This is a genomic window from Nonomuraea sp. NPDC003754 (assembly GCF_053605785.1).
In genome coordinates, this window is record NZ_JBSGJX010000010.1 from 158,430 (window position 1) to 178,213 (window position 19,784).

A 19,784-nucleotide genomic window follows, 5' to 3' on the forward strand; every position below is an offset into this window, starting at 1 on the left:
GCGGAAACCGGGCGGAAGGCCGCGCGACGCCGCTCCCCTGCGGAAACGGGCGAAGGGCGCGTGGCGCCGCTCCCCCCACCGGGAAGCGGCGCGGCGGGCGCGTCAGAGGATGAAACCCTCGGGGAACGGGTCACGAGGGTCGAGGAAGTACTGCGCGGTCCCGGTGACCCACGCTCTGCCGGTGATGGTCGGCACCACGGCGGGCCGCCCGCCGACGCTCGTCTCCTCCACCAGCCGCCCCACGAAGCGCGTGCCGATGAAGGACTCGTTGACGAAGTCGGCGCCCAGCGCCAGCTCGCCTCTGGCGTGCAGCTGGGCCATCCTGGCGCTGGTACCGGTACCGCACGGCGACCGGTCGAACCAGCCGGGGTAGATCGCCATGGCGTGCCTGGAGTGGGCGGCCGTCGAGCCGGGAGCCGCGAAGTACACGTGGTGGCAGCCCCTGATCCGGTCGTCCTCCCGGTGCACCGGCTCGTCGGACTCGTTGATCGCCGCCATCGTGGCCAGGCCCGCGGCCAGGATCTCGTTCTTCGCGGCCCGGTCGAAGGGCAGCTTGTAGGAGTCGAGGTCGACGACGGCGTAGAAGTTGCCGCCGTAGGCCAGGTCGTAGCGGACCTCGCCGAAGCCAGGTACCTCCACCACCGCGTCCAGCCGTTCGCTGTAGGCCGGCACGTTGCGCAGCGTCACCGACTCGGCGGCGCCGTCCTTGACGGCCACGTCCACGACGACCAGGCCCGCGGGCACCTCGAGGCGGACGGTGGTCACCGGTTCGACGACCTCCACCATCCCCGTCTCCACCAGCACGGTGGCCACGCCGATCGTGCCGTGGCCGCACATCGGCAGGTAGCCGGAGACCTCGATGAACAGCACCCCCCAGTCCGCGTCGGGCCTGGTGGGCGGCTGCAGGATGGCGCCACTCATGGCCGAGTGGCCGCGCGGCTCGTTCATCAGCAGCTGCTTGATCGGGTCGAGATGCTCGCGGAAGTACACGCGCCGCTCGGCCATGCTGTTGCCGGGGATCACGCCGACGCCGCCGACGATGACCCTGGTCGGCATGCCCTCGGTGTGGGAGTCGACGGCGTGGAAGACGCGCTTGGATCTCATGGTGGTCCAGCCTCTCTCATCGCACCTTCTCTCTCAGCGCAGGCCCTCGGCGAGCGCCTTTTCGGTGGCGGCCCTGATCACGGCGGCCTGCTCGTCGGTCAGCGGCAGCCTGGGCGCCCTGCAGGGACCGCCGTGGCGGCCCGCCACGTCCATGGACAGCTTGATGGCCTGCACGAACTCGGTCTTGGAGTCCCAGCGCAGCAGCGGGTGCAGCTGGCGGTACAGCGGCAGCGCGGTCTCCAGGTCGTGGGCCATGGCGGCGCGGTAGAGGGCGACGCTGGCGACGGGCAGCGCGTTGGGGTAGCCGGCGACCCAGCCCTTCGCGCCGGCCAGCGCCAGCTCGAGCACCACGTCGTCGGAGCCGATGAGCACGTCGAGCTCCGGCGCGAGCTCGGCGATCTCGTAGGCGCGCCGCACGTCGCCGGTGAACTCCTTGACGCCCACGATCAGGCCCTCGTCGAACAGCTTCGCCAGCAGCGCGGGCGTGAGGTCGACCTTGGTGTCGTAGGGGTTGTTGTAGGCCACGATCGGCAGGCCGGCCTTGGCGACCTCCCGGTAGTGGTCGATCACGATCCGCTCGTCGGCCCGGTAGGCGTTGGGCGGCAGCAGCATCACGCTCTCGCAGCCGGCCTCACGCGCCTGCTCGGCCCACCGGCGCGACTCGGCGGCGCCGTAGGCGGCGATGCCGGGCATCACGTTCCGGCCGCCGATGGCCTTCACCGCCGTCTCGACGGCCTTGGCACGCTCCTCCGCCGTCAGCGTCTGGTACTCGCCGAGCGAGCCGTTGACGGCCACGCCGTCACAGCCGTTCTCGACCAGCCAGCGGCAGTGCTCGGCGAACCCGTCGAAGTCGACCGACAGGTCCTCGCGCAGGGGCAGGGCCGTGGCGACCATGATTCCGTGCCAAGGCTCAACGCGGTTGCTCATCATCAATCCTCTCCAGACAGCCGAGGGGGATCGGCTGGGCAATGGGACGGCGGGGGGCTTGGGTGGTCGGCTCGCCCGACAGGCATGAGACGGCGTAGCCGCAGACGCGGCCCTGGCACCAGCCCATGCCCGGGCGGGCGAGCAGCTTGACCGACCGCGCGTCGGTCGCCCCCAGCGTCATGGCCTCGCGGACCGCGGCCAGGGGCACCTCCTCGCAGCGGCAGATGAGGGTGTCGTCGGCCAGCCAGTCCTGCCAGCCGGGTTGGACGGGATAGGCGTGCTGGAGCGCCTCGCCGAAGGCCCGCAGGCGTTCGGCGCGCCGACGCAGCACGCCCGGCACATGGTCGAGGGACCCGCCGGGGGCGGTCAGGTCGCGGGCGATGGTGAGGCCGGCGATGCGGCCCTCCAGCTCCGACAGGGCGGCGCCGCCGACGCCGGTGGGCTCGCCCGCGGCGTACACGCCTGCGACGGTGGTGCGCTGGGCGGCGTCGACGGCCACGACGGGGCTGCCGTCGGGCGAGTGGGCCGTGGCGCAGCCGAGCTGGACGGCCAGCTCGATCTGCGGGACGAAGCCGTAACCCGCCGCGACGGCGTCGCACTCGACGGTACGGGTCGACAGGATCCGCCAGGCGGGGTCCAGGCGGGCGACCGTCACGTGCGTGACGGAGGTGGTGCCGTGCGCGGCCACGACCGCGTGCCGCGTCCGGTACGGCACGCGCCGCCTGGCCAGCGCGGCCCCGTAGCCCACCGCCTCCCCCGCCTTGCCGGCCGCCAGCAGCGGGTGGCGGGCCAGCCCGAACAGGCCGTTGGCCTCGAAGACCCCGGCGACCGAGGCGCCCGCCCCGGCCAGCCCCGCGGCCACGGGCAGCAGGAAGGGCCCGGTGCCGGAGACCACCACGCGCCGCCCCGCCGTCACACCGTTGCCCTTGAGCAGCGCCTGCGCGCCACCGGCGGTGAAGACGCCCGGCAGGTCCCATCCGGGGAAGGGCAGCGGCCTGTCGTGGGCGCCGGTGGCGACGAGCACGGCGCGGGCGGTGACGGAGACGGGCCGCTCGTCCCGCCCCTCCAGGCAGTGGACGGTGATCGAGCCGTCGCCGTCCTGCTCGACGGCCCACACCTTGTGGCCGAGCAGGAGGGTGGCCCTGGACTCCAGGGCACGGCACTGCCGGGCGAACCGGTCGGCGCCATGGCCGGTGGGCCGCCCGCCCGCCTGGTGGCGGAAGTACTGGCCGCCCAGGCGCGCGGCCGCGTCGATCAGGACGACGGACGCTCCGGCCTGGGCGGCGCTCAGCGCGCCGGCGACGCCCGCGGGGCCGCCGCCGATCACGACGACGTCGTAGCCGGAGTCGTGACGGGTGTCGTGAGCGGTGTCGTGGGTGGTCTCGTGGGTCATGAGGTCGTCACCTCGTCTCCCGGCATGGCCTCGACCAGGCAGGCGCGCTGGGATTCGCGTCCGTTGACGGTGACGAGGCAGTCGAAGCACACCCCGATCCCGCAGAACAGGCCGCGCGGCCGCCCGCCGTGCCTGGTGGTGCGCCAGGAGGTGATCCCGGCCGCGTGCAGGGCGGCGCCGACGGACTGGCCGGGGGTGACCCTCACCGGCCTGCCGTCGACGGTGATCTCGAAGCTCACGCGAATCTCCCTGGGCTGAACGGGGTGAGGTCGAGGTCGGTGCGCTCGCCGGCCAGCAGCTGGGCGAGCAGGTGTCCGGTGGCCGGCGCCAGTCCGATGCCCGCGCCCTCGTGACCGCAGGCGTGCAGCAGGCCGGGCACGCGCGGGTCGGCGCCGATGACGGGCAGGTGGTCCGGGCAGTACGGCCGGAAGCCGCAGTAGGACCTGATCACCCGCTTGTCCCGCAGCACGGGGAAGAGCGCGGTGGCCTGGGCGGCCAGCCTGCGCAGCACGGGGATCGAGATGGTGCGGTCGAAGCCGACGCGCTCCCTGCTGGCCCCGATGAGGACGGTGCCCGACGGCGTGCCCTCGACCACGCCTGAGGTCTCCAGGTCGGCCGAGTCGCTAGCGACGTTCGTCACGTAGGCGGCCGTGTAGACCTTGTGCCTGATCAGCGGCTCGGCGATGGGCTCGGTGACCAGGATGAATCCGCGCCTGGGCAGGATCGGCAGCTCGATGCCCGCCATGGCGGCGATCTCACCGCCCCACGTGCCCGCCGCGTTGACCACCGCGCCGCCGATGATGTCGCCGTGGTCGGTGCGCACGCCCGTGACCCTGCCGCCGTCGCCGCCCTCGCGCAGGAAGCCGGTGACGGTGACGCCCGTGCGCAGGCGCAGCGCTCCGTGCCCGAAGCTCTCGGCGCCGTGCCTGATGAGACGGGCGGCGGCCAGCATGGGCTGCACCTGGGCGTCCTGCGGGTAGAACACGCCGCCGGCCAGGCCCTGGGCCAGGTGCGGCTCGTAGTCGTGCAGCGCGCCGCCGGGCACCACCGTGTGCTCCACGCCCTGCTTGCCGGCCAGCGCGACCAGCTGCCGCTGGATCTGCTCGGTCTCGGCGACGACGAGGCCGCCCTTGGCCTCGTACTCGAACCCGCCGTGCGCGGCCAGTTCCCGCCACAGGCGGTTGGACAGCAGCGCCAGGTCGAGCTCGGGGCCCGGCTCCTTGTCGGAGACCAGCACGTTCCCCTCGCCCGCGCCCGTGGTGCCGCCCGCCACGGGGCCGCGGTCCAGGACTGTCACGTCCATGCCCGCGGCGGCCGCGTAGTAGGCGCACGCCGCGCCGACGACGCCGGCGCCGATGACGATCACGTCGGACATCGTCCGCTCTCACCTCCGGTCAGTAATATGTCACATAGCTATTAGCGCCGTCCAGCGGCCCCTCCAGTGGATCACTACCCCGACCTGCGCGTCGACTCGATGGAGGGACCGCGCACCCCGCCCCATACCATCGATGGCGTGAAATCTCTCTGGCCGCCGACCGCCCGCTCCATGACCCTGTGGGCCCTGCTCGGCGTGATCGCCAACGCCGGCATCACCGTCACGGGCGTGGCCGTGCGGGTCACGGGCTCCGGGCTCGGCTGCCCGACCTGGCCCAGGTGCACGCCGGACAGCTTCATCCCCGTCGCGCATCCCGAGCACAACTGGTTCAACATGTCGGTGGAGTTCGGCAACCGGCTGTTCACCTTCGCCGTGCTCGCGGTGGGCGCCATGTGCCTGGTGACAGCCTGGCGGCTGCGGCCGCACCGCCCCGACCTGGTGAAGCTGGCGTGGCTGCAGCCCGCCGGGGTCCTCGCCCAGGCGCTGTGGGGCGGCCTGGTGGTGCGCAGCATGCTCCACCCCGTCACGGTCAGCGTGCACTTCCTGATCTCCGTCGGCCTGATGGCGGGCTGCTGGGCCCTCTACGCCCGCTCCCGCGAGGGCCGGGGCCCGGCCAGGACCGTGGTGCACCGCGACATCCGCAGGCTCGGCAACGTGCTGGTGGCCGCCGTGGCCGTGCTGCTGGTGGCCGGCGTCGTGGTCACGGGCACCGGCCCCCACTCGGGCGACGAGCTGGCCAGCCGCTTCGCCTTCGACATCGAGGCCGTGGCGCGGCTGCACGCCGACGTCGTCTACGTCGTCGTCGGCCTCACCTTCGCCCTGCTGTTCGCGCTCCACGTCACCCGCGCGCCCCAGCCGGCCCGCAGGGCGGCGCTCGCGTTGCTGCTGATCGAGCTGGCCCAGGGCGCGATCGGCTACATCCAGTACTTCCTCGCCGTGCCCGCCGCCCTCGTCGCCCTCCACGTGCTCGGCTCGACGCTGGTGTGGATCGGCGCGCTGCGGGTGGTCACCAGCCTCCGCGTCCGCGAGGAGCTGCCCGCCGGTGTCCCGGCGCGGCCGGTCCCCCTCCCCCACTGACCACCCGCCCCCGACGTGAGGCGTATGGCACGATAAGTCCGCCACTCCCCCACCGGTGGAAGGTGGACTTTCGTGCCGTTTGCCAGGAACATCCGCTTCTCCCGTACGGCGCTGCGCCGCGCCTACCAGGTCGCGGTGGCGCTGAGCGTGCTGGCGATCACCCCCTTGACGTGGGTGTGGCTGAGCAGCGACCACCGCCGCGTGGTCGCCGGCCCGCCCGGATGGCTCGACGAGGTGCCCTCCTCCGGCACCGCGCTGGTCCTGGGCGCCGGCCTCTTCTCCGGCCGGCCCAGCCCGTTCCTGGCCAAGCGGCTGGACATCGCCGCCGAGCTCTACCGGGCGGGCAAGGTCAAGGCGCTGCTGCTGTCGGGCGACAACAGCCGCAAGGACTACGACGAGCCCTCGGCGATGCGCGACTACCTGCTGGCCAGGGGCGTGCCCGACGCCGTCATCGTGCGCGACTACGCCGGCTTCGACACCTGGGACTCCTGCGTGCGGGCCCGCGAGGTCTTCGGCGCGAGGGACGTCACCGTGGTCACGCAGGTCTTCCACCTGCCGCGGGCCGTCACGCTGTGCCGTACGGCCGGCCTGGAGACCTTCGGCGTGGGCGACGACTCCTCCCGGCAGTGGGCGGTGACCACCTACGCCTCGGCCGGCCGGGAGTTCTTCGCCGCGGCGAAGGCGCTCGGCGACGTCGTGCTCGGCACGAAGCCGGTCTTCCCCGGGCCGCGGGAGACCTCACTCCACGAGGCTCAGAGCGGCCACTGACCCTCGCTGGACGGAGCGGGCGCGCCGGGCGCGTAGCCGGGCGGCGGGGTGCCCTGGGCGGCGGCCCTGGCGTGACGCTCGGGGATCGGGAACCGCGCCCTGGCCGCGCTCATGCATTCCAGCAGCGCCCGCTGCTCCTCGTGGAAGGTCTGGTCGTCGACGATGTGGCGGGCCGCCCGCTCGTGCAGCAGCCCCAGCTCGGTGGCGGCCAGCTGGTAGTCGCTCATCGCGCGCAGCCCCTCCTTGCCGCCGTGCGCCTTGGCCCACTGCCGGGCCTGCCTGCGCCGCGACAGCGCCGACAGCATGTAGATGTCGGCCACGTCGACCAGCCTGGTCGGCTCGTAGGGCGGAAGGTAGCGCTGCAGCAGCGCCACGATGCGGCGCCGGTCGCGGACCACCACCCCGATGAGGACCAGCAGCACGACCATCAGCACCAGGTAGGCGGTCACCAGCCCGGCGAAGCCGCCGTAGGAGGCCAGGCCGTTCCACATGCCGTGCAGGAGCATGGCGGCGATCCAGCCGGCCAGGATGACCAGGGCCCGGTCGGGACCCGTCCGGCGGGCGGCGTAGGCGACGGCCACGCCCGTCATCGAGGTGAACAGCGGGTGGGCGAACGGCGACAGGATGCCGCGCAGCACGACCGTCACGGCCAGCCCCTGCACGCCGAGCTGGTCCTGGGCGGCGATGTAGTAGCTGACGTTCTCGGACATCGCGAAGCCGAGCCCGACCATGCTGGCGTAGATGACGCCGTCGGTGGGCCCGTCGAGCTCGGCGCGCCTGAACCTGAGCAGGCCGAGCAGCACCAGGCCCTTCATGGTCTCCTCGACCACGGGCGCGCCGAAGGTGGCGGCGATGTTGCGCGCGCTGGCCGCCGACAGGCCGACGGTGTCGGTGATGTAGTGCAGGTTGAGCGAGTTGATCACGCCGGCCACCAGCACGGCGATGCCCGCGCCCCAGGCGTAGGCGAAGATCAGGTTGCTGCGCGGCTCCGGCTCCATCCGGTCGAGGGCGAGCACGGCCGCCAGCAGCAGCGGCACCGGCGCCATGGCCAGGACGAGCGCCACGAGGAACTGCACGGGCGCGCCGTTGAGCACATCGAAGGAGAACGACACCAGGGCGCAGATGCCCGCCAGCACCAGGCCCGCGATCAACGCGAAGGACGGCCGGTCCTTGAACACCCAGCGTGGATCACGGGTCTTCATACGGTGACTGTAACGGATGCCCATGGCGCTGTCCTTCCCCCGCGGGGAGCGGGTCAGGCCAGCAGCGGATCGATCGCGACCGCGAGGAACAGCAGCGCCAGGTAGGCGTTGGACCAGTGGAAGAAGCGCATCGGCCGCAGGTCGACGCCGCTCTTGCCGGCGTTGAGCCGGCCGAGCAGACGGTAGATCTCCACCAGGCAGAACGCGCCGAGCACCACCGCGACGATCGGGTAGAGCAGCGTGGTGTCCGCCACCGGCCACAGCAGCAGCGAGCAGGCCACCGTCGCCCAGGTGTAGGCGATGGACTCCAGCACGACCCTGCGCTCGGTGGCCACGACGGGCAGCATGGGGATCGAGGCCGCCGCGTAGTCCTCCTTGTAGCGCATCGCCAGCGTCCAGGTGTGCGGCGGCGTCCAGAAGAACACCACGCCGAACAGGACCAGCGGCGTCCAGTCGAGGCCGCCGGTGATGCCGGCCCAGCCGATGACGACGGGCATGCAGCCGGCCAGGCCGCCCCACACGATGTTCTGCGACGTGCGCCGCTTGAGGATCATCGAGTAGACGAAGACGTAGAACAGGATCGCCGACAGGTTGAGCGCCGCCGCCACCAGGTTGGTGGTGATCCACATGCCCGCGACGGACAGGACGCCGAGGACGATGCCGAAGACGAGCGCGGCGCGTGGCGTGACCTGGTGCCTGGCCAGCGGCCGCTTGCGTGTGCGGCGCATCTTCACGTCGATGTCGCGGTCGATGTAGCAGTTGAGCGCGTTGGCGCTGCCCGCCGACAGCGTGCCGAACACCATGACCGACAGGGCCTTCCACAGCGGCGGCAGGCCGTCGGCGGCCAGGAACATGACCGGCAGCGTCGTGATCAGGAGCAGCTCGATGACCCGCGGCTTGGTCAGCGCGACGTACGCCTTGACGACCGCGGCGAAGGAGCGCGTCCCCCGTTGCGGCGCCGCGGCCGCCACGGGGGCCGCGGCCGGCGATTGCCTGTTCGTGAGCACCGTCAAGGCGCTTCCAGCGAGTGCGGAGTCAACGCGTAACCTCTGAAGAGAGCGGAACCGTGGACGCCGGGCACCAGACGTCCTTGCGAACAAACAAACTGTAGTCGCAGGGTGAGCCGGTCCGGCCAATGGGGGCACCGGGGGGCGGGTTGGTCCTCTTCACCAAGGTCCACTCAGTTAGGGTCGGTGTGGGCGGAAAAAGCCACCAGCACCGCCATGACAACGAGATTCCGGAGATCGAGCAGTTGAGCACCTTTGAATGGACCGACCTCGACAAGAAGGCGGTCGACGTCGTCCGAGCTTTGGCCATGGACGCGGTCGAGAAGGCGGGCTCCGGGCACCCGGGCACCGCGATGAGCCTTGCGCCGGCGGCGTACCTGCTCTTCCAGCGGACGATGCGCCACGACCCGACGGACGCGACCTGGGTGGGCCGTGACCGTTTCGTCCTGTCGTGCGGCCACTCCAGCCTGACGCTCTACATCCAGCTCTTCCTGTCGGGCTACGGCCTGACCCTCGAGGACATCGAGCGGCTGCGCAGCTGGGGCAGCCGCACGCCCGGTCACCCCGAGCACGGCCACACCGTCGGCGTGGAGACCACCACCGGCCCGCTCGGCCAGGGCGTCGGCAACGCGGTCGGCATGGCGATGGCCGCCCGCCGCGAGCGCGGCCTGTTCGACCCGGACGCCGCGCCCGGCACCAGCCCCTTCGACCACCACATCTGGTGCTTCGCCTCCGAGGGCGACATCGAGGAGGGCATCAGCCACGAGGTCAGCGCCCTGGCCGCGCACCAGAAGCTGGGCAACCTGACGGTGCTGTTCGACTCCAACCACATCTCCATCGAGGACGACACCCAGATCGCCCTGTCGGAGGACGTGGTCAGGCGCTACGAGGCCTACGGCTGGCACGTCCAGACCGTCGACTGGACCCAGACCGGCGAGTACGTCGAGGACGTCAAGGCGCTGCACGAGGCGCTCGAGGCGACCCGCGCCGAGACCGAGCGGCCGTCGTTCATCAGGCTGCGCACGATCATCGGCTGGCCGGCGCCCAACAAGCAGAACACCGGCAAGATCCACGGGGCCGCCCTCGGCGAGGCGGAGGTGGCCGCCACCAAGACGATCCTCGGGATGGATCCCTCCAGGACCTTCGACGTGCCCGCCGAGGTGCTGGAGCACGCCCGCCAGGTGGCCGAGCGCGGCCGCGCCACCCACGCCGAGTGGGAGAAGTCCTACGTCGACTGGCGCCAGGCCAACCCGGAGCGGGCCGCCGAGTTCGACCGCATCTCCGAGCGGGAGCTGCCCAACGGCTGGGCCCAGGCGCTGCCGACCTTCGAGACCGGCGCGTCGATCTCGACCCGCAAGGCCTCGGGCGAGGTGCTCGGCGCGCTGGCCAGGGTGCTGCCGGAGCTGTGGGGCGGCTCGGCCGACCTGGCCGAGTCGAACAACACCACGATGAAGGGCGAGCCGTCCTTCATCCCGGAGGAGTACCAGACCAAGGAGTTCCCCGGTAACCCCTACGGCCGCACGCTCCACTTCGGCATCCGCGAGCACGGCATGGGCGCCATCCTCAACGGCATCGCCCTGCACGGCGGCACCCGCCCCTACGGCGGCACCTTCCTGGTGTTCTCCGACTACATGCGGCCCGCCGTACGGCTGGCGGCGCTGATGAAGCTGCCGGTCATCTACGTCTGGACGCACGACTCCATCGGCCTGGGCGAGGACGGCCCCACGCACCAGCCGGTCGAGCACCTGTGGTCGCTGCGTGCCATCCCCGGCCTCGACATCGTCCGGCCCGCCGACGCCAACGAGACCGCGGCGGCCTGGAAGACGGTGCTCAAGCACACCGACCGCCCGGCCGGGCTGGCCCTGACGCGGCAGAACCTGCCGGTGTTCGAGGGCACCAGCGCCGAGGGCGTGGCCAGGGGCGGCTACGTGCTGCGGGAGGCCTCCACCCGGCAGCCGCAGGCGGTGCTGATCGCCACCGGCAGCGAGGTCGAGATCGCCGTCGCGGCGCGCGACTTGCTGGAGTCCGAGGGAATTCCGACGCGGGTTGTCTCGATGCCGTGTGTCGAATGGTTCAACGGGCAGGATTCCGCTTACCGGGAGCGGGTGCTGCCGCCGACGGTCAAGGCCCGCGTCGCCGTCGAAGCGGGAATCGCGCTGGGCTGGCGGGAGTTCGTTGGAGAGGCAGGCGAAGTGGTCAGCCTTGAGCACTTCGGCGCGTCGGCGCCGTACCGGACGCTGTACCAGCAGTTCGGACTCACCGCCGAGCGGGTCGCGGCCGCGGCCAAGGCCAGCCTCGCCAAGCTGGGGTACGACAAGGGCGAGACGACGGGAAACTAGGAAATGTCGGAAATCCTGAAGAAGCTCACGAGCCAGGGCGTCTCCATCTGGCTCGATGACATCAGCCGCGAGCGCCTGCGCAGCGGCAACCTGGAGCAGCTGATCCGCGAGAAGAGCGTCGTGGGTGTGACCTCCAACCCGACGATCTTCGCCAACGCGCTCAGCAAGGGCGACGCCTACGACGCCCAGCTGCACGACCTCGCCGTGCGCGGGGTCGACGTCGGCGAGGCCGTACGCGCCATCACCACCTACGACATCCGCTGGGCCGCCGACGTGCTGCGCCCGATCTACGACGCCACGGGCGGCGTGGACGGCCGGGTGTCGCTCGAGGTCGACCCGCGCCTGGCGCGGGAGACGGACAAGACGGTCGCCGAGGCTCGCTTCCTGTGGTGGGCGGTCGACCGGCCCAACCTGCTTATCAAGATCCCCGCGACGGTCGAGGGCCTGCCCGCGATCACGCAGGCGATCTCCGAGGGCATCAGCGTCAACGTCACGCTGATCTTCTCCCTCGAGCGCTACCGCGCGGTCATGGACGCCTGGCTGGCCGGCCTCGAGGCCGCACAGGCCAAGGGCCTGGACCTGGCGGGCATCGAGTCGGTGGCCTCCTTCTTCGTCAGCCGCGTCGACACCGAGATCGACAAGCGGCTCGACAAGCTGGGCAGGCCGGAGCTCAAGGGCAAGGCGGGCGTGGCCAACGCGCGCCTGGCCTACGCCGCCTTCGAGGAGGTCACGAGCTCCGAGCGCTGGCAGCGGCTGCGCGCCGCGGGCGCCCGCCCGCAGCGCCCGCTGTGGGCCTCCACCGGCGTCAAGGACCCCAACTACGCCGACACGATGTACGTCGACGAGCTGGTGGCCCCCGGCACGGTCAACACCATGCCGGAGAAGACGCTCGACGCCGTCGCCGACCACGGCCGCATCACGGGTGACACCATCCGTCCCTTCTACGAGCAGGCCTGGAACACCATGGCCGCGCTCAAGGACGCGGGCATCGACTACGACGACGTCGTGAAGGTGCTGGAGGACGAAGGCGTCGACAAGTTCGAGGCCTCCTGGAACGACCTGCTCGACAGCGTCAAGAAGAAGCTGGCCGGCTGACGATGGAGGTGACCTACCGCGAGGAGGGGGTGGCCGAGGCCGCCGCCTCCGTCGCGGAGCGGCTGGCCGGCGTGCCCGCCCGCCTCGCGGCGGGCGACGCCGCTCTGTGGGGGCCTGCGGCCGAGGCCGAGGCGGCCGCGCGCCTCGGCTGGCTCACCCTGCCGCGCACCTCGCGCGAGCTGCTCCCCGAGCTCGGCAAGCTCGTGGAGCGGGCTCGCGCGGAGGAGCTCGACCACGTGGTGCTGGCCGGCATGGGCGGCTCCTCGCTGGCCCCCGAAGTCATCTGCAACACCGCCGACGTGGCGCTGACCGTCCTCGACACCACCGACCCCCAGCAGGTACGGCGGGCGCTCGACGACCGGCTCGACCGCACGATCGTGGTGGTGGCCAGCAAGAGCGGCTCGACCGTCGAGACCGACAGCCACCGCAGGATCTACGAGGAGGCCTTCCGGGCGGCAGGCATCGACCCGGCCGGGCGGATCGTGGTCGTCACCGACCCCGGCTCGCCCCTTGAGCAGGCCGCGATCGAGGCGGGTTACCCGGTCTTCCTGGGCGATCCCGACGTCGGCGGCCGCTACTCGGCGCTGTCGGCCTTCGGCCTGGTGCCGAGCGCGCTGGCGGGAGCCGACGTCGAGTACCTGCTCGACGAGGCCGAGGACGTGCTGCCCCTGCTGGGGCGGGTGGAGGGCAATCCCGGCCTCGCGCTGGGCGCCGCGCTCGGCGGCGCCGCCCTGGCCGGGCAGGACAAGCTGATCCTCGAGGACCAGCTCAGCGAGATCAACGGCCTGCCCGACTGGATCGAGCAGCTGGTGGCCGAGTCCACCGGCAAGCACGGCAAGGGCATCCTGCCGGTCGTCGCCGAGCCGACGGGCGCGCGCGACGAGCTGGTCGTCACGATCGCCTCCGACGACGGCGACATCAGGGTCGACGGTTCGCTCGGCGCGCAGTTCCTGGTGTGGGAGTACGCCACTGCCGTGGCCGGGCTGCTGCTGGAGGTCAACCCCTTCGACCAGCCCGACGTGGCCGAGGCGAAGGACAACACCGCGCGCGTCCTGGCCGAGGGGCCGGCCCTCGCCGCCCCGGCGCTGGTCGACGGGCCCGTCGAGGTGTACGGCGAGACCCACGCCAAGGACCTGTCGGGGGTGTTCACCGAGCTGCTGCACGCCGTCCCCGCCGACGGCTACCTGGCCGTCATGGCCTACCTCGACCGGCTGGCCGCCTTCGACGCGCCGGTGCCCGAGAACGCCGACTTCGAGCAGATGACCGAGGCGTGGATGGCGGCCGACGCCCACACGCTGCGGGCGCAGCTGGCCGTACGGACCGAGCGGCCCGTGACGTTCGGCTGGGGCCCCCGCTTCCTGCACTCGACGGGGCAGTACCACAAGGGCGGCCCGCCGAACGGGGTGTTCCTGCAGATCACCGGCGCCGTGACGGCCGACGTCCAGGTCCCCGGCAAGCCGTACACGCTGGGTGAGCTGCAGCTCGCCCAGGCACTGGGCGACCAGCGGGCCCTCGCCGGGCGAGGACGGCCCGCCATACGACTGCATTTGACCGACCGCGTAGCGGGAATCGCCCACCTGCTCGCGGCCGCACAGGAGGTCTGAGATGACTGATCCGGCAGCGCCCGTGGAGGAGGCCGCCACCGCGGCGGCCGCCGCCGCGAGCACGGCCACCACCCTCGAGGCGGCCGCCGCCAACCCGCTGCGTGACCTGCGGGACAAGCGGCTGCCCAGGGTCGCGGGCCCATGCGTGCTGGTACTTTTCGGCGTGACCGGAGACCTGGCCAAGCGCAAGCTGCTGCCGGCGATTTACGACCTGGGCAACAGGGGGCTGCTGCCACCCGGTTTCTCCCTCGTCGGTTTCGCCCGCCGCGACTGGGCAAACCAGGATTTCGCGCAGCTCACCCATGACGCGGTGAAGGAGCACGCGCGCACGCCGTTCCGTGAGGAGGTCTGGAAGCAGCTGGCCGAGGGCATCCACTTCGTGCCCGGCGAGTTCTCCGACGACGGCGCCTTCGACGCGCTGGCGATGGCGTTGAAGGAGATCGACCAGACCAGGGGCACCGGGGGCAACTACGCGTTCTACCTGTCGGTGCCGCCGAAGTTCTTCCCCACCGTGGTGAAGCAGCTCAAGCGCACGGGCCTGGCCGAGGCGCCCGAGGGCTCGTGGCGGCGCGTGGTGATCGAGAAGCCGTTCGGGCACGACCTGCGCAGCGCCCACGAGCTGAACGAGATCACCACCGAGGCCTTCCCGGAGAGCTCGATCTTCAGGATCGACCACTACCTGGGCAAGGAGACGGTCCAGAACATCATGGCGCTGAGGTTCGCCAACAACCTCTACGAGCCGATCTGGAACCGCGGCTACGTCGACCACGTGCAGATCACCATGGCCGAGGACATCGGCCTGGCCGGCCGCGCCGGCTACTACGACGGCATCGGCGCGGCCCGCGACGTGATCCAGAACCACCTGCTCCAGCTGCTGGCGCTGGTGGCGATGGAGGACCCGACCTCCTTCGAGGCCAACTCCCTGCGCAGGGAGAAGGAGAAGGTCCTCAAGGCGGTACGGCTGCCCGCCGACCTGGCCCACTACACCGCGCGCGGCCAGTACGCGGCCGGCTGGCAGGGCGGCGAGAAGGTGGTCGGATACCTCGAGGAGGACGGCATCTCGCCGACCTCGACGACCGAGACCTACGCGGCCATCAAGCTGGAGATCGCCAACAGGCGCTGGGCGGGCGTGCCGTTCTACCTGCGCACGGGCAAGCGGCTGGGCCGCCGCGTCACCGAGGTGGCGGTCGTCTTCCAGAAGGCGCCGCACCTGCCCTTCAGCAAGGACGACACCGAGATCCTCGGCCACAACGCCCTGGTCATCAGGGTGCAGCCGGACGAGGGCATCACCGTGCGGTTCGGCTCGAAGGTGCCGGGCACCGCGATGGAGGTGCGCGACGTGTCCATGGACTTCGCCTACGGCGAGTCGTTCCTGGAGTCGTCGCCCGAGGCGTACGAGCGGTTGCTGCTGGACGTGATGATCGGCGACCCGCCGCTCTTCCCGCACCAGCGCGAGGTGGAGCTGTCGTGGATGATCCTCGACCCGATCGAGGAGCACTGGGCCACCCAGGGCCAGCCCGAGCCGTATCCGTCCGGCACCTGGGGCCCGCCGTCGGCGGACGAGATGATGGCCCGTGACGGCCGGGTGTGGAGGCGACTGTGAACGAGCGTAGGCGGGATGCCATGAGACCGGCGAAGGAGGGCTCATGACGTCGTTCATGCTGACGGACACCACGGCCGGGAAGATCTCAGGACAGCTCACCCGGCTGCGTCACCAGATGGGCGTGCCGGCGATCGGCATGGTGCTGACGCTGGTGGTGATCTGCGACGAGCGCGACCAGTACGACAGCGTACGGGCCGCCACCGAGGCCGCCCGCGAGCACCCCTCGCGGATCCTGGTGGTGATCAACCGGGAGCGCGACGAGTCCAACAGGCTCGACGCGGAGCTGCGCGTCGGTGAGTCGGCGCCCGGAGAGGTCGTGGTGCTGCGCCTGTACGGCGAGCTGACCGAGCACGCCGACTCGGTGGTCAGCCCGCTGCTGCTGCCCGACACCCCGGTGGTGGCCTGGTGGCCGGGTGAGGCGCCCGACGTGCCCGCCGAGGACTCGATCGGGACGCTGGCCCAGCGCCGGATCACCGACGCCAAGGCGGCCCGCGAGGGCATCAGGGCGCTGGCCGGCCGGGCCAAGGGCTACGCGCCGGGCGACACCGACCTGGCGTGGGCGCGGCTGACGCCGTGGCGCAGCCTGCTGGCCGCCGCCTTCGACCAGCCGGTGGGCAGGGTGAAGAAGGGCTTCGTCGACGGGGCCGCCGGCAACACCAGCGCGCCGCTGCTGGCGGCGTGGCTGGCCGACCGGCTCGGCGCGCCGGTGAAGACGGCCGACTCGGCGGGTCCCGGCCTGACCTCGGTACGGCTGTCGCTCGACGGCGGGGAGGTCGCCGTCACCCGCAGCGACGCCCGCCTGGCCACGCTCTCGCGCCCGGGGCAGCCGGACCGGCACGTGGCGCTGGCCCGGCGGAGCACGGCCGAGCTGCTGGCCGAGGAGCTGCGCAGGCTCGACCCCGACGAGATCTACGAGGCGGCGCTGAAGCGGCTGGCCCGCACGCACAAGGGCTGAGGCCGCCGTCCGAGGGCCCCGGGTTCTAGGCACCCCGGGGCCCTCGGCGTCGGCGTCCCTTCGGGGATCTCCCCCGGCCGGGCCCGCCGGGAGCCGGTCGGCGGCCGGAGGCCCGCGCCTCGATAGGGTGTGATCGTGAGCGTTCCCAACGTAGTCGTGCACCGCAACGCCGACGTGCTGGCCAAGGCCGTCGCCGCGCGGATCATCACCCGCCTGGTCGACGTGCAGTCGGCGCGGGGTTCCGCGTCGCTGGTCCTGACCGGCGGCACGGTCGGCATCGCCACCCTGGCCGCGATCGCCGAGACGCCCGCGCGTGACGCGGTCGACTGGCGCAGGCTGGACATCTGGTGGGGTGACGAGCGTTTCCTGCCCACCGGTGACGACGAGCGCAACGAGACCGGTGCCCGCAAGGCGCTGCTCGACCAGGTCGACGTCGACCCCGAGCGGGTCCATGTCATGCGGGGGCCCGACTCCGGCATGTCGCCGGAGGAGTCGGCCGCGGCCTACGCCGAGGAGCTGCGCCAGGCGGCCCGCCCCGAGGATCACGGTCCCGTCCCGTCGTTCGACGTGATGCTGCTCGGCATGGGGCCCGACTCCCACGTCGCCTCGCTGTTCCCCGGCAACCCGGCCGTGTACGACACCCGCTCGGTGGTGGCCGTGCACGGCTCGCCGAAGCCGCCGCCGGTGCGGATCTCGCTCACCTTCCCGTCGATCCGGTCCGCGCGCGAGGTGTGGGTGGTGGCGGCCGGCGAGGAGAAGGCGGGTGCCGTACGGCTGGCGCTGGCCGAGGACTCGGGCCCGGTGCAGGTGCCCGCGGCGGGTGCCAGAGGGCGGCAGCGCACGCTCTTCCTGCTCGACAGGGCGGCCGCGGCGAAGATCCCGCCGGAGCTGGGCAGGATCGCTTCACCCTGACGCGGGCGGTCATCCCGGGGATCCACCGGTCCATAAGCGGATTTGACACCAAATCTTAGGCCTTGTCAGCCCGGGGTGTGTTTTTTACCTTCTTGGTCATCGACCTACGAAGGGACAACCCCCCATGGCCTTACGCCGCTGGGCCGCGGTCATCGCCGCGGCCGTCGCCGTAGTCGCGAGCTCCACTCCCGCCCTCGCCGACCCCGAGCCGTCCGGCAAGCTGATCATCCCCACCGCCGAGCCGCAGGATCTCGTCCCCGGCACCTACATCGTGGTGCTGAAGAACCGGCCCGAGGTGTCGCGGGCCGCCACCGACCTGACCGCCAGGCACGGCGGCACGACGTTCAGGGAGTACCGGCACGCGCTGCGCGGCTTCGCCGTCCACGCCAGCGAACGGCAGGCCAGGCGGCTGGCCGGCGACCCGTCGGTCGAGTACGTGCAGCAGGTGGTGGTGCACCGCGCCTCCGACACCCAGCCGAACCCGCCCTCGTGGGGCCTTGACCGCATCGACCAGCGCAACCTGCCGCTGAACAGCTCCTACACCTACGGGCCCACCGGTGCGGGCGTGCACGCCTACATCGTCGACACCGGCATCAGGCCCTCCCACAGCGACTTCGGCGGGCGCGCCTCCATCGGGTTCGACGCGATCGGCGACGGCCAGAACGGCAACGACTGCCACGGCCACGGCACGCACGTCGCCGGGACCACCGGCGGCACGGCCCACGGCGTGGCCAAGGGCGTGACGCTGGTGGGTGTCAGGGTGCTCAACTGCGAAGGGTCGGGCACCACCGACCAGGTCGTGGCGGGCATCGACTGGGTGACCGCGAATGCGGTCAAGCCGGCCGTCGCCAACATGAGCCTCGGCGGCAGCGCCGACGCCGCGCTCGACACCGCCGTCAAGAACTCCATCGCCTCGGGCGTCTCCTACGCGATCGCGGCGGGCAACGGCTTCCTCGGGCTGTTCGCGCTGGACGCCTGCACCCAGTCGCCGGCCCGCGTCCCCGAGGCGATCACCGTCTCGATCACCAACAACTCCGACGCCAAGCCGTCGTGGGGCAACCGCGGCCCCTGTGTCGACCTGTTCGCCCCCGGCTACAACATCACCTCGACCTGGAAGGACTCCGACACCTCGACGAACACCATCAGCGGCACGTCGATGTCCACCCCGCACGTGACCGGCGCCGCGGCCCTCTACCTGCAGGGCCACTCCGGTGCGACGCCGCAGCAGGTGCGCGACGCGATCGTGAACAACGCCACGACCGGCGTCGTCAAGAGCCCCGGCAGCGGCTCGCCCAACCGCCTGCTGTACATCCCGGGTCTGTAGCCTGCCCTGCATCTCCTGCCCCGCGGACGCTCTCCCCCGGTCCGCGGGGCGCCCCGGGCTCAGGCCAGGGCGTCGATCTCGGCCAGCAGCCCCCGCTTGCGGTCCTCGGCCAGGTACGAGGCCTGGACGGCGTTGCGCGCCAGCTGCGCCAGCTCGGCCTGCCCCATCCCGAACACGTGCGCGGCGACGCGGTACTCGGCGGCCAGCGTCGTGGCGAACATCGGCGGGTCGTCGCTGTTGAGCGTGACGAACAGCCCCTCCTCCAGCATGCGGGGCAGCGGGTGGTCCTCGATCCGCCCGACCTGCCCCGTGCAGACGTTGGAGGTCGGGCAGACGTCCAGCGGCAGCTGCGTCTCCCGCAGGTAGGCCACCAGGCGGGGGTCCTGGAGGGAGTTGATGCCGTGCCCGATCCGCTCGGCGCCGTAGCCCTCGATGACCTCCCACACCGTCTCGGGACCCGTCATCTCCCCGCCGTGCGGGACGCTGTGCAGCCCGGCCGCGCGGGCGGCGCTGAAGGCGTCACGGTAGGCGTCGCGGTAGGCGAGCCGATCCTGTTCGATGCCACCGATGCCGAAACCTACCAACGCGGCGGGAGGTTCTTTCAGCGCGTGGTCCACGGTGACGCGGGCAGCCTCCTCGCCGAACTCGCCGGGGATGTCGAAGATGTAGGCCATCTCGACGCCGTGCTCGTCGAGCGAGCGGCGGGCGGCCACGTCGAGCGCCTCGGTGACGGCGCGCATCGGCAGGCCGCGCATCCAGTGCGCGTAGGGGGTCACCTGCAGTTCGACGTAGCGGCAGTTCTGCGGGGCGAGGTCGCGGGCCAGCCCGACCACCAGGGAGGCGACGTCCTCGGGCTCGCGCACCAGCTCGTTGACCGCCTGGTAGACCTGGGCGAAGTGCGGGAAGTCGCGGAAGGTGTAGAAGGCCCGCAGCTCCTCCTCGCTGCTGGGCACGCCGCTGCCGGGATGGCGGCGGGACAGTTCGAGCACGGTCGGCACCGAGGCGGAGCCGACCAGGTGCACGTGCAGTTCGACCTTGGGCAGCCGGTCGATGAACTCGTCGATCGTCATGGCGACGACCCTAGGCGGGCGTCATGGCC

Annotated in this window: 17 protein-coding genes; 9 read left to right on the forward strand and 8 right to left on the reverse strand. The window is 71.9% G+C overall.

Features of this window, described 5'->3' with window-relative positions; all coding sequences use genetic code 11:
* Nucleotides 1-102: 102 nt before the first annotated feature.
* The 5 genes from ACWEVS_RS15515 to ACWEVS_RS15535 are packed head-to-tail and all read right to left on the reverse strand — an operon-like array spanning nucleotide 103 to nucleotide 4,799.
* Complete coding sequence (locus ACWEVS_RS15515; RefSeq protein ID WP_354907105.1) at nucleotides 103-1,104, reverse strand: proline racemase family protein; 1,002 nt, start codon at nucleotides 1,102-1,104, stop codon at nucleotides 103-105.
* A 33-nt stretch (nucleotides 1,105-1,137) separates the two neighbouring features.
* Nucleotides 1,138-2,031: a dihydrodipicolinate synthase family protein gene (locus ACWEVS_RS15520; protein WP_452551985.1), complete on the reverse strand. Its 894-nt coding sequence runs from the start codon at nucleotides 2,029-2,031 to the stop codon at nucleotides 1,138-1,140.
* Nucleotides 2,015-3,424 carry an FAD-dependent oxidoreductase gene (locus ACWEVS_RS15525; protein ID WP_449925682.1) on the reverse strand — a complete coding sequence of 470 codons (1,410 nt, stop codon included), beginning with the start codon at nucleotides 3,422-3,424 and terminating at the stop codon, nucleotides 2,015-2,017. The genes ACWEVS_RS15520 and ACWEVS_RS15525 overlap by 17 nt, the downstream gene beginning before the upstream one ends.
* Nucleotides 3,421-3,663, reverse strand: coding sequence for a (2Fe-2S)-binding protein (locus ACWEVS_RS15530; RefSeq protein ID WP_354907108.1), 243 nt, complete (start codon nucleotides 3,661-3,663; stop codon nucleotides 3,421-3,423). The genes ACWEVS_RS15525 and ACWEVS_RS15530 overlap by 4 nt, the downstream gene beginning before the upstream one ends.
* Nucleotides 3,660-4,799: an NAD(P)/FAD-dependent oxidoreductase gene (locus ACWEVS_RS15535; protein ID WP_354907109.1), complete on the reverse strand. Its 1,140-nt coding sequence runs from the start codon at nucleotides 4,797-4,799 to the stop codon at nucleotides 3,660-3,662. Before ACWEVS_RS15535 ends, ACWEVS_RS15530 begins: the two co-directional genes overlap by 4 nt.
* A gap of 138 nt (nucleotides 4,800-4,937) precedes the next feature.
* On the opposite strand from ACWEVS_RS15535, the gene ACWEVS_RS15540 reads away from it, so the two are divergent.
* Together ACWEVS_RS15540 and ACWEVS_RS15545 are read left to right on the forward strand one after the other, a co-directional pair.
* On the forward strand, nucleotides 4,938-5,876 hold the full coding sequence (locus tag ACWEVS_RS15540) for a COX15/CtaA family protein (RefSeq protein ID WP_449925687.1): 939 nt from the start codon (nucleotides 4,938-4,940) through the stop codon (nucleotides 5,874-5,876).
* Nucleotides 5,877-5,948: 72 nt separating this feature from the next.
* Nucleotides 5,949-6,644 carry a SanA/YdcF family protein gene (locus tag ACWEVS_RS15545; protein WP_452417843.1) on the forward strand — a complete coding sequence of 232 codons (696 nt, stop codon included), beginning with the start codon at nucleotides 5,949-5,951 and terminating at the stop codon, nucleotides 6,642-6,644.
* Here ACWEVS_RS15545 and ACWEVS_RS15550 read toward each other — a convergent pair.
* Both ACWEVS_RS15550 and ACWEVS_RS15555 read right to left on the reverse strand, forming a co-directional pair.
* Complete coding sequence (locus ACWEVS_RS15550; RefSeq protein WP_354907112.1) at nucleotides 6,629-7,846, reverse strand: PrsW family intramembrane metalloprotease; 1,218 nt, start codon at nucleotides 7,844-7,846, stop codon at nucleotides 6,629-6,631. The two genes, ACWEVS_RS15545 and ACWEVS_RS15550, sit on opposite strands and share 16 nt — an antisense overlap.
* Before the next feature lie 53 nt (nucleotides 7,847-7,899).
* Nucleotides 7,900-8,859 (reverse strand): heme o synthase, encoded by a 960-nt coding sequence (locus ACWEVS_RS15555; protein WP_449925691.1) that lies wholly within the window; start codon nucleotides 8,857-8,859, stop codon nucleotides 7,900-7,902.
* Nucleotides 8,860-9,098: 239 nt separating this feature from the next.
* On the opposite strand from ACWEVS_RS15555, the gene tkt reads away from it, so the two are divergent.
* The 7 genes from tkt to ACWEVS_RS15590 all read left to right on the forward strand — a co-directional run bounded on the left by tkt (nucleotide 9,099) and on the right by ACWEVS_RS15590 (nucleotide 18,685).
* The gene (gene tkt, locus ACWEVS_RS15560; RefSeq protein ID WP_449925693.1) at nucleotides 9,099-11,192 is read left to right on the forward strand and encodes a transketolase; all 2,094 of its coding nucleotides are present in this window, start codon (nucleotides 9,099-9,101) and stop codon (nucleotides 11,190-11,192) included.
* Between the two features lie 3 nt (nucleotides 11,193-11,195).
* Entirely contained in the window at nucleotides 11,196-12,287 is a 1,092-nt protein-coding gene (gene tal / locus ACWEVS_RS15565) for a transaldolase (protein ID WP_452417842.1), read from the forward strand.
* Nucleotides 12,288-12,289: 2 nt separating this feature from the next.
* Nucleotides 12,290-13,891: a glucose-6-phosphate isomerase gene (locus ACWEVS_RS15570; RefSeq protein WP_354907116.1), complete on the forward strand. Its 1,602-nt coding sequence runs from the start codon at nucleotides 12,290-12,292 to the stop codon at nucleotides 13,889-13,891.
* A gap of 1 nt (nucleotide 13,892) precedes the next feature.
* The gene (gene zwf / locus ACWEVS_RS15575) at nucleotides 13,893-15,494 is read left to right on the forward strand and encodes a glucose-6-phosphate dehydrogenase (RefSeq protein WP_354907117.1); all 1,602 of its coding nucleotides are present in this window, start codon (nucleotides 13,893-13,895) and stop codon (nucleotides 15,492-15,494) included.
* A gap of 43 nt (nucleotides 15,495-15,537) precedes the next feature.
* Nucleotides 15,538-16,449, forward strand: a complete 912-nt coding sequence (locus tag ACWEVS_RS15580; protein ID WP_449925700.1) for a glucose-6-phosphate dehydrogenase assembly protein OpcA — start codon at nucleotides 15,538-15,540, stop codon at nucleotides 16,447-16,449.
* 135 nt (nucleotides 16,450-16,584) lie between these two features.
* Nucleotides 16,585-17,361 carry a 6-phosphogluconolactonase gene (pgl, locus tag ACWEVS_RS15585; protein ID WP_354907119.1) on the forward strand — a complete coding sequence of 259 codons (777 nt, stop codon included), beginning with the start codon at nucleotides 16,585-16,587 and terminating at the stop codon, nucleotides 17,359-17,361.
* Between the two features lie 124 nt (nucleotides 17,362-17,485).
* A complete protein-coding gene (locus tag ACWEVS_RS15590; RefSeq protein WP_449925703.1) occupies nucleotides 17,486-18,685 on the forward strand; it encodes a S8 family peptidase in 1,200 nt (399 codons plus the stop codon).
* A gap of 59 nt (nucleotides 18,686-18,744) precedes the next feature.
* Here the strand turns inward: ACWEVS_RS15590 and add are convergent, their stop codons facing one another.
* Nucleotides 18,745-19,755 carry an adenosine deaminase gene (gene add, locus ACWEVS_RS15595; protein WP_449925705.1) on the reverse strand — a complete coding sequence of 337 codons (1,011 nt, stop codon included), beginning with the start codon at nucleotides 19,753-19,755 and terminating at the stop codon, nucleotides 18,745-18,747.
* Nucleotides 19,756-19,784: the final 29 nt, after the last annotated feature.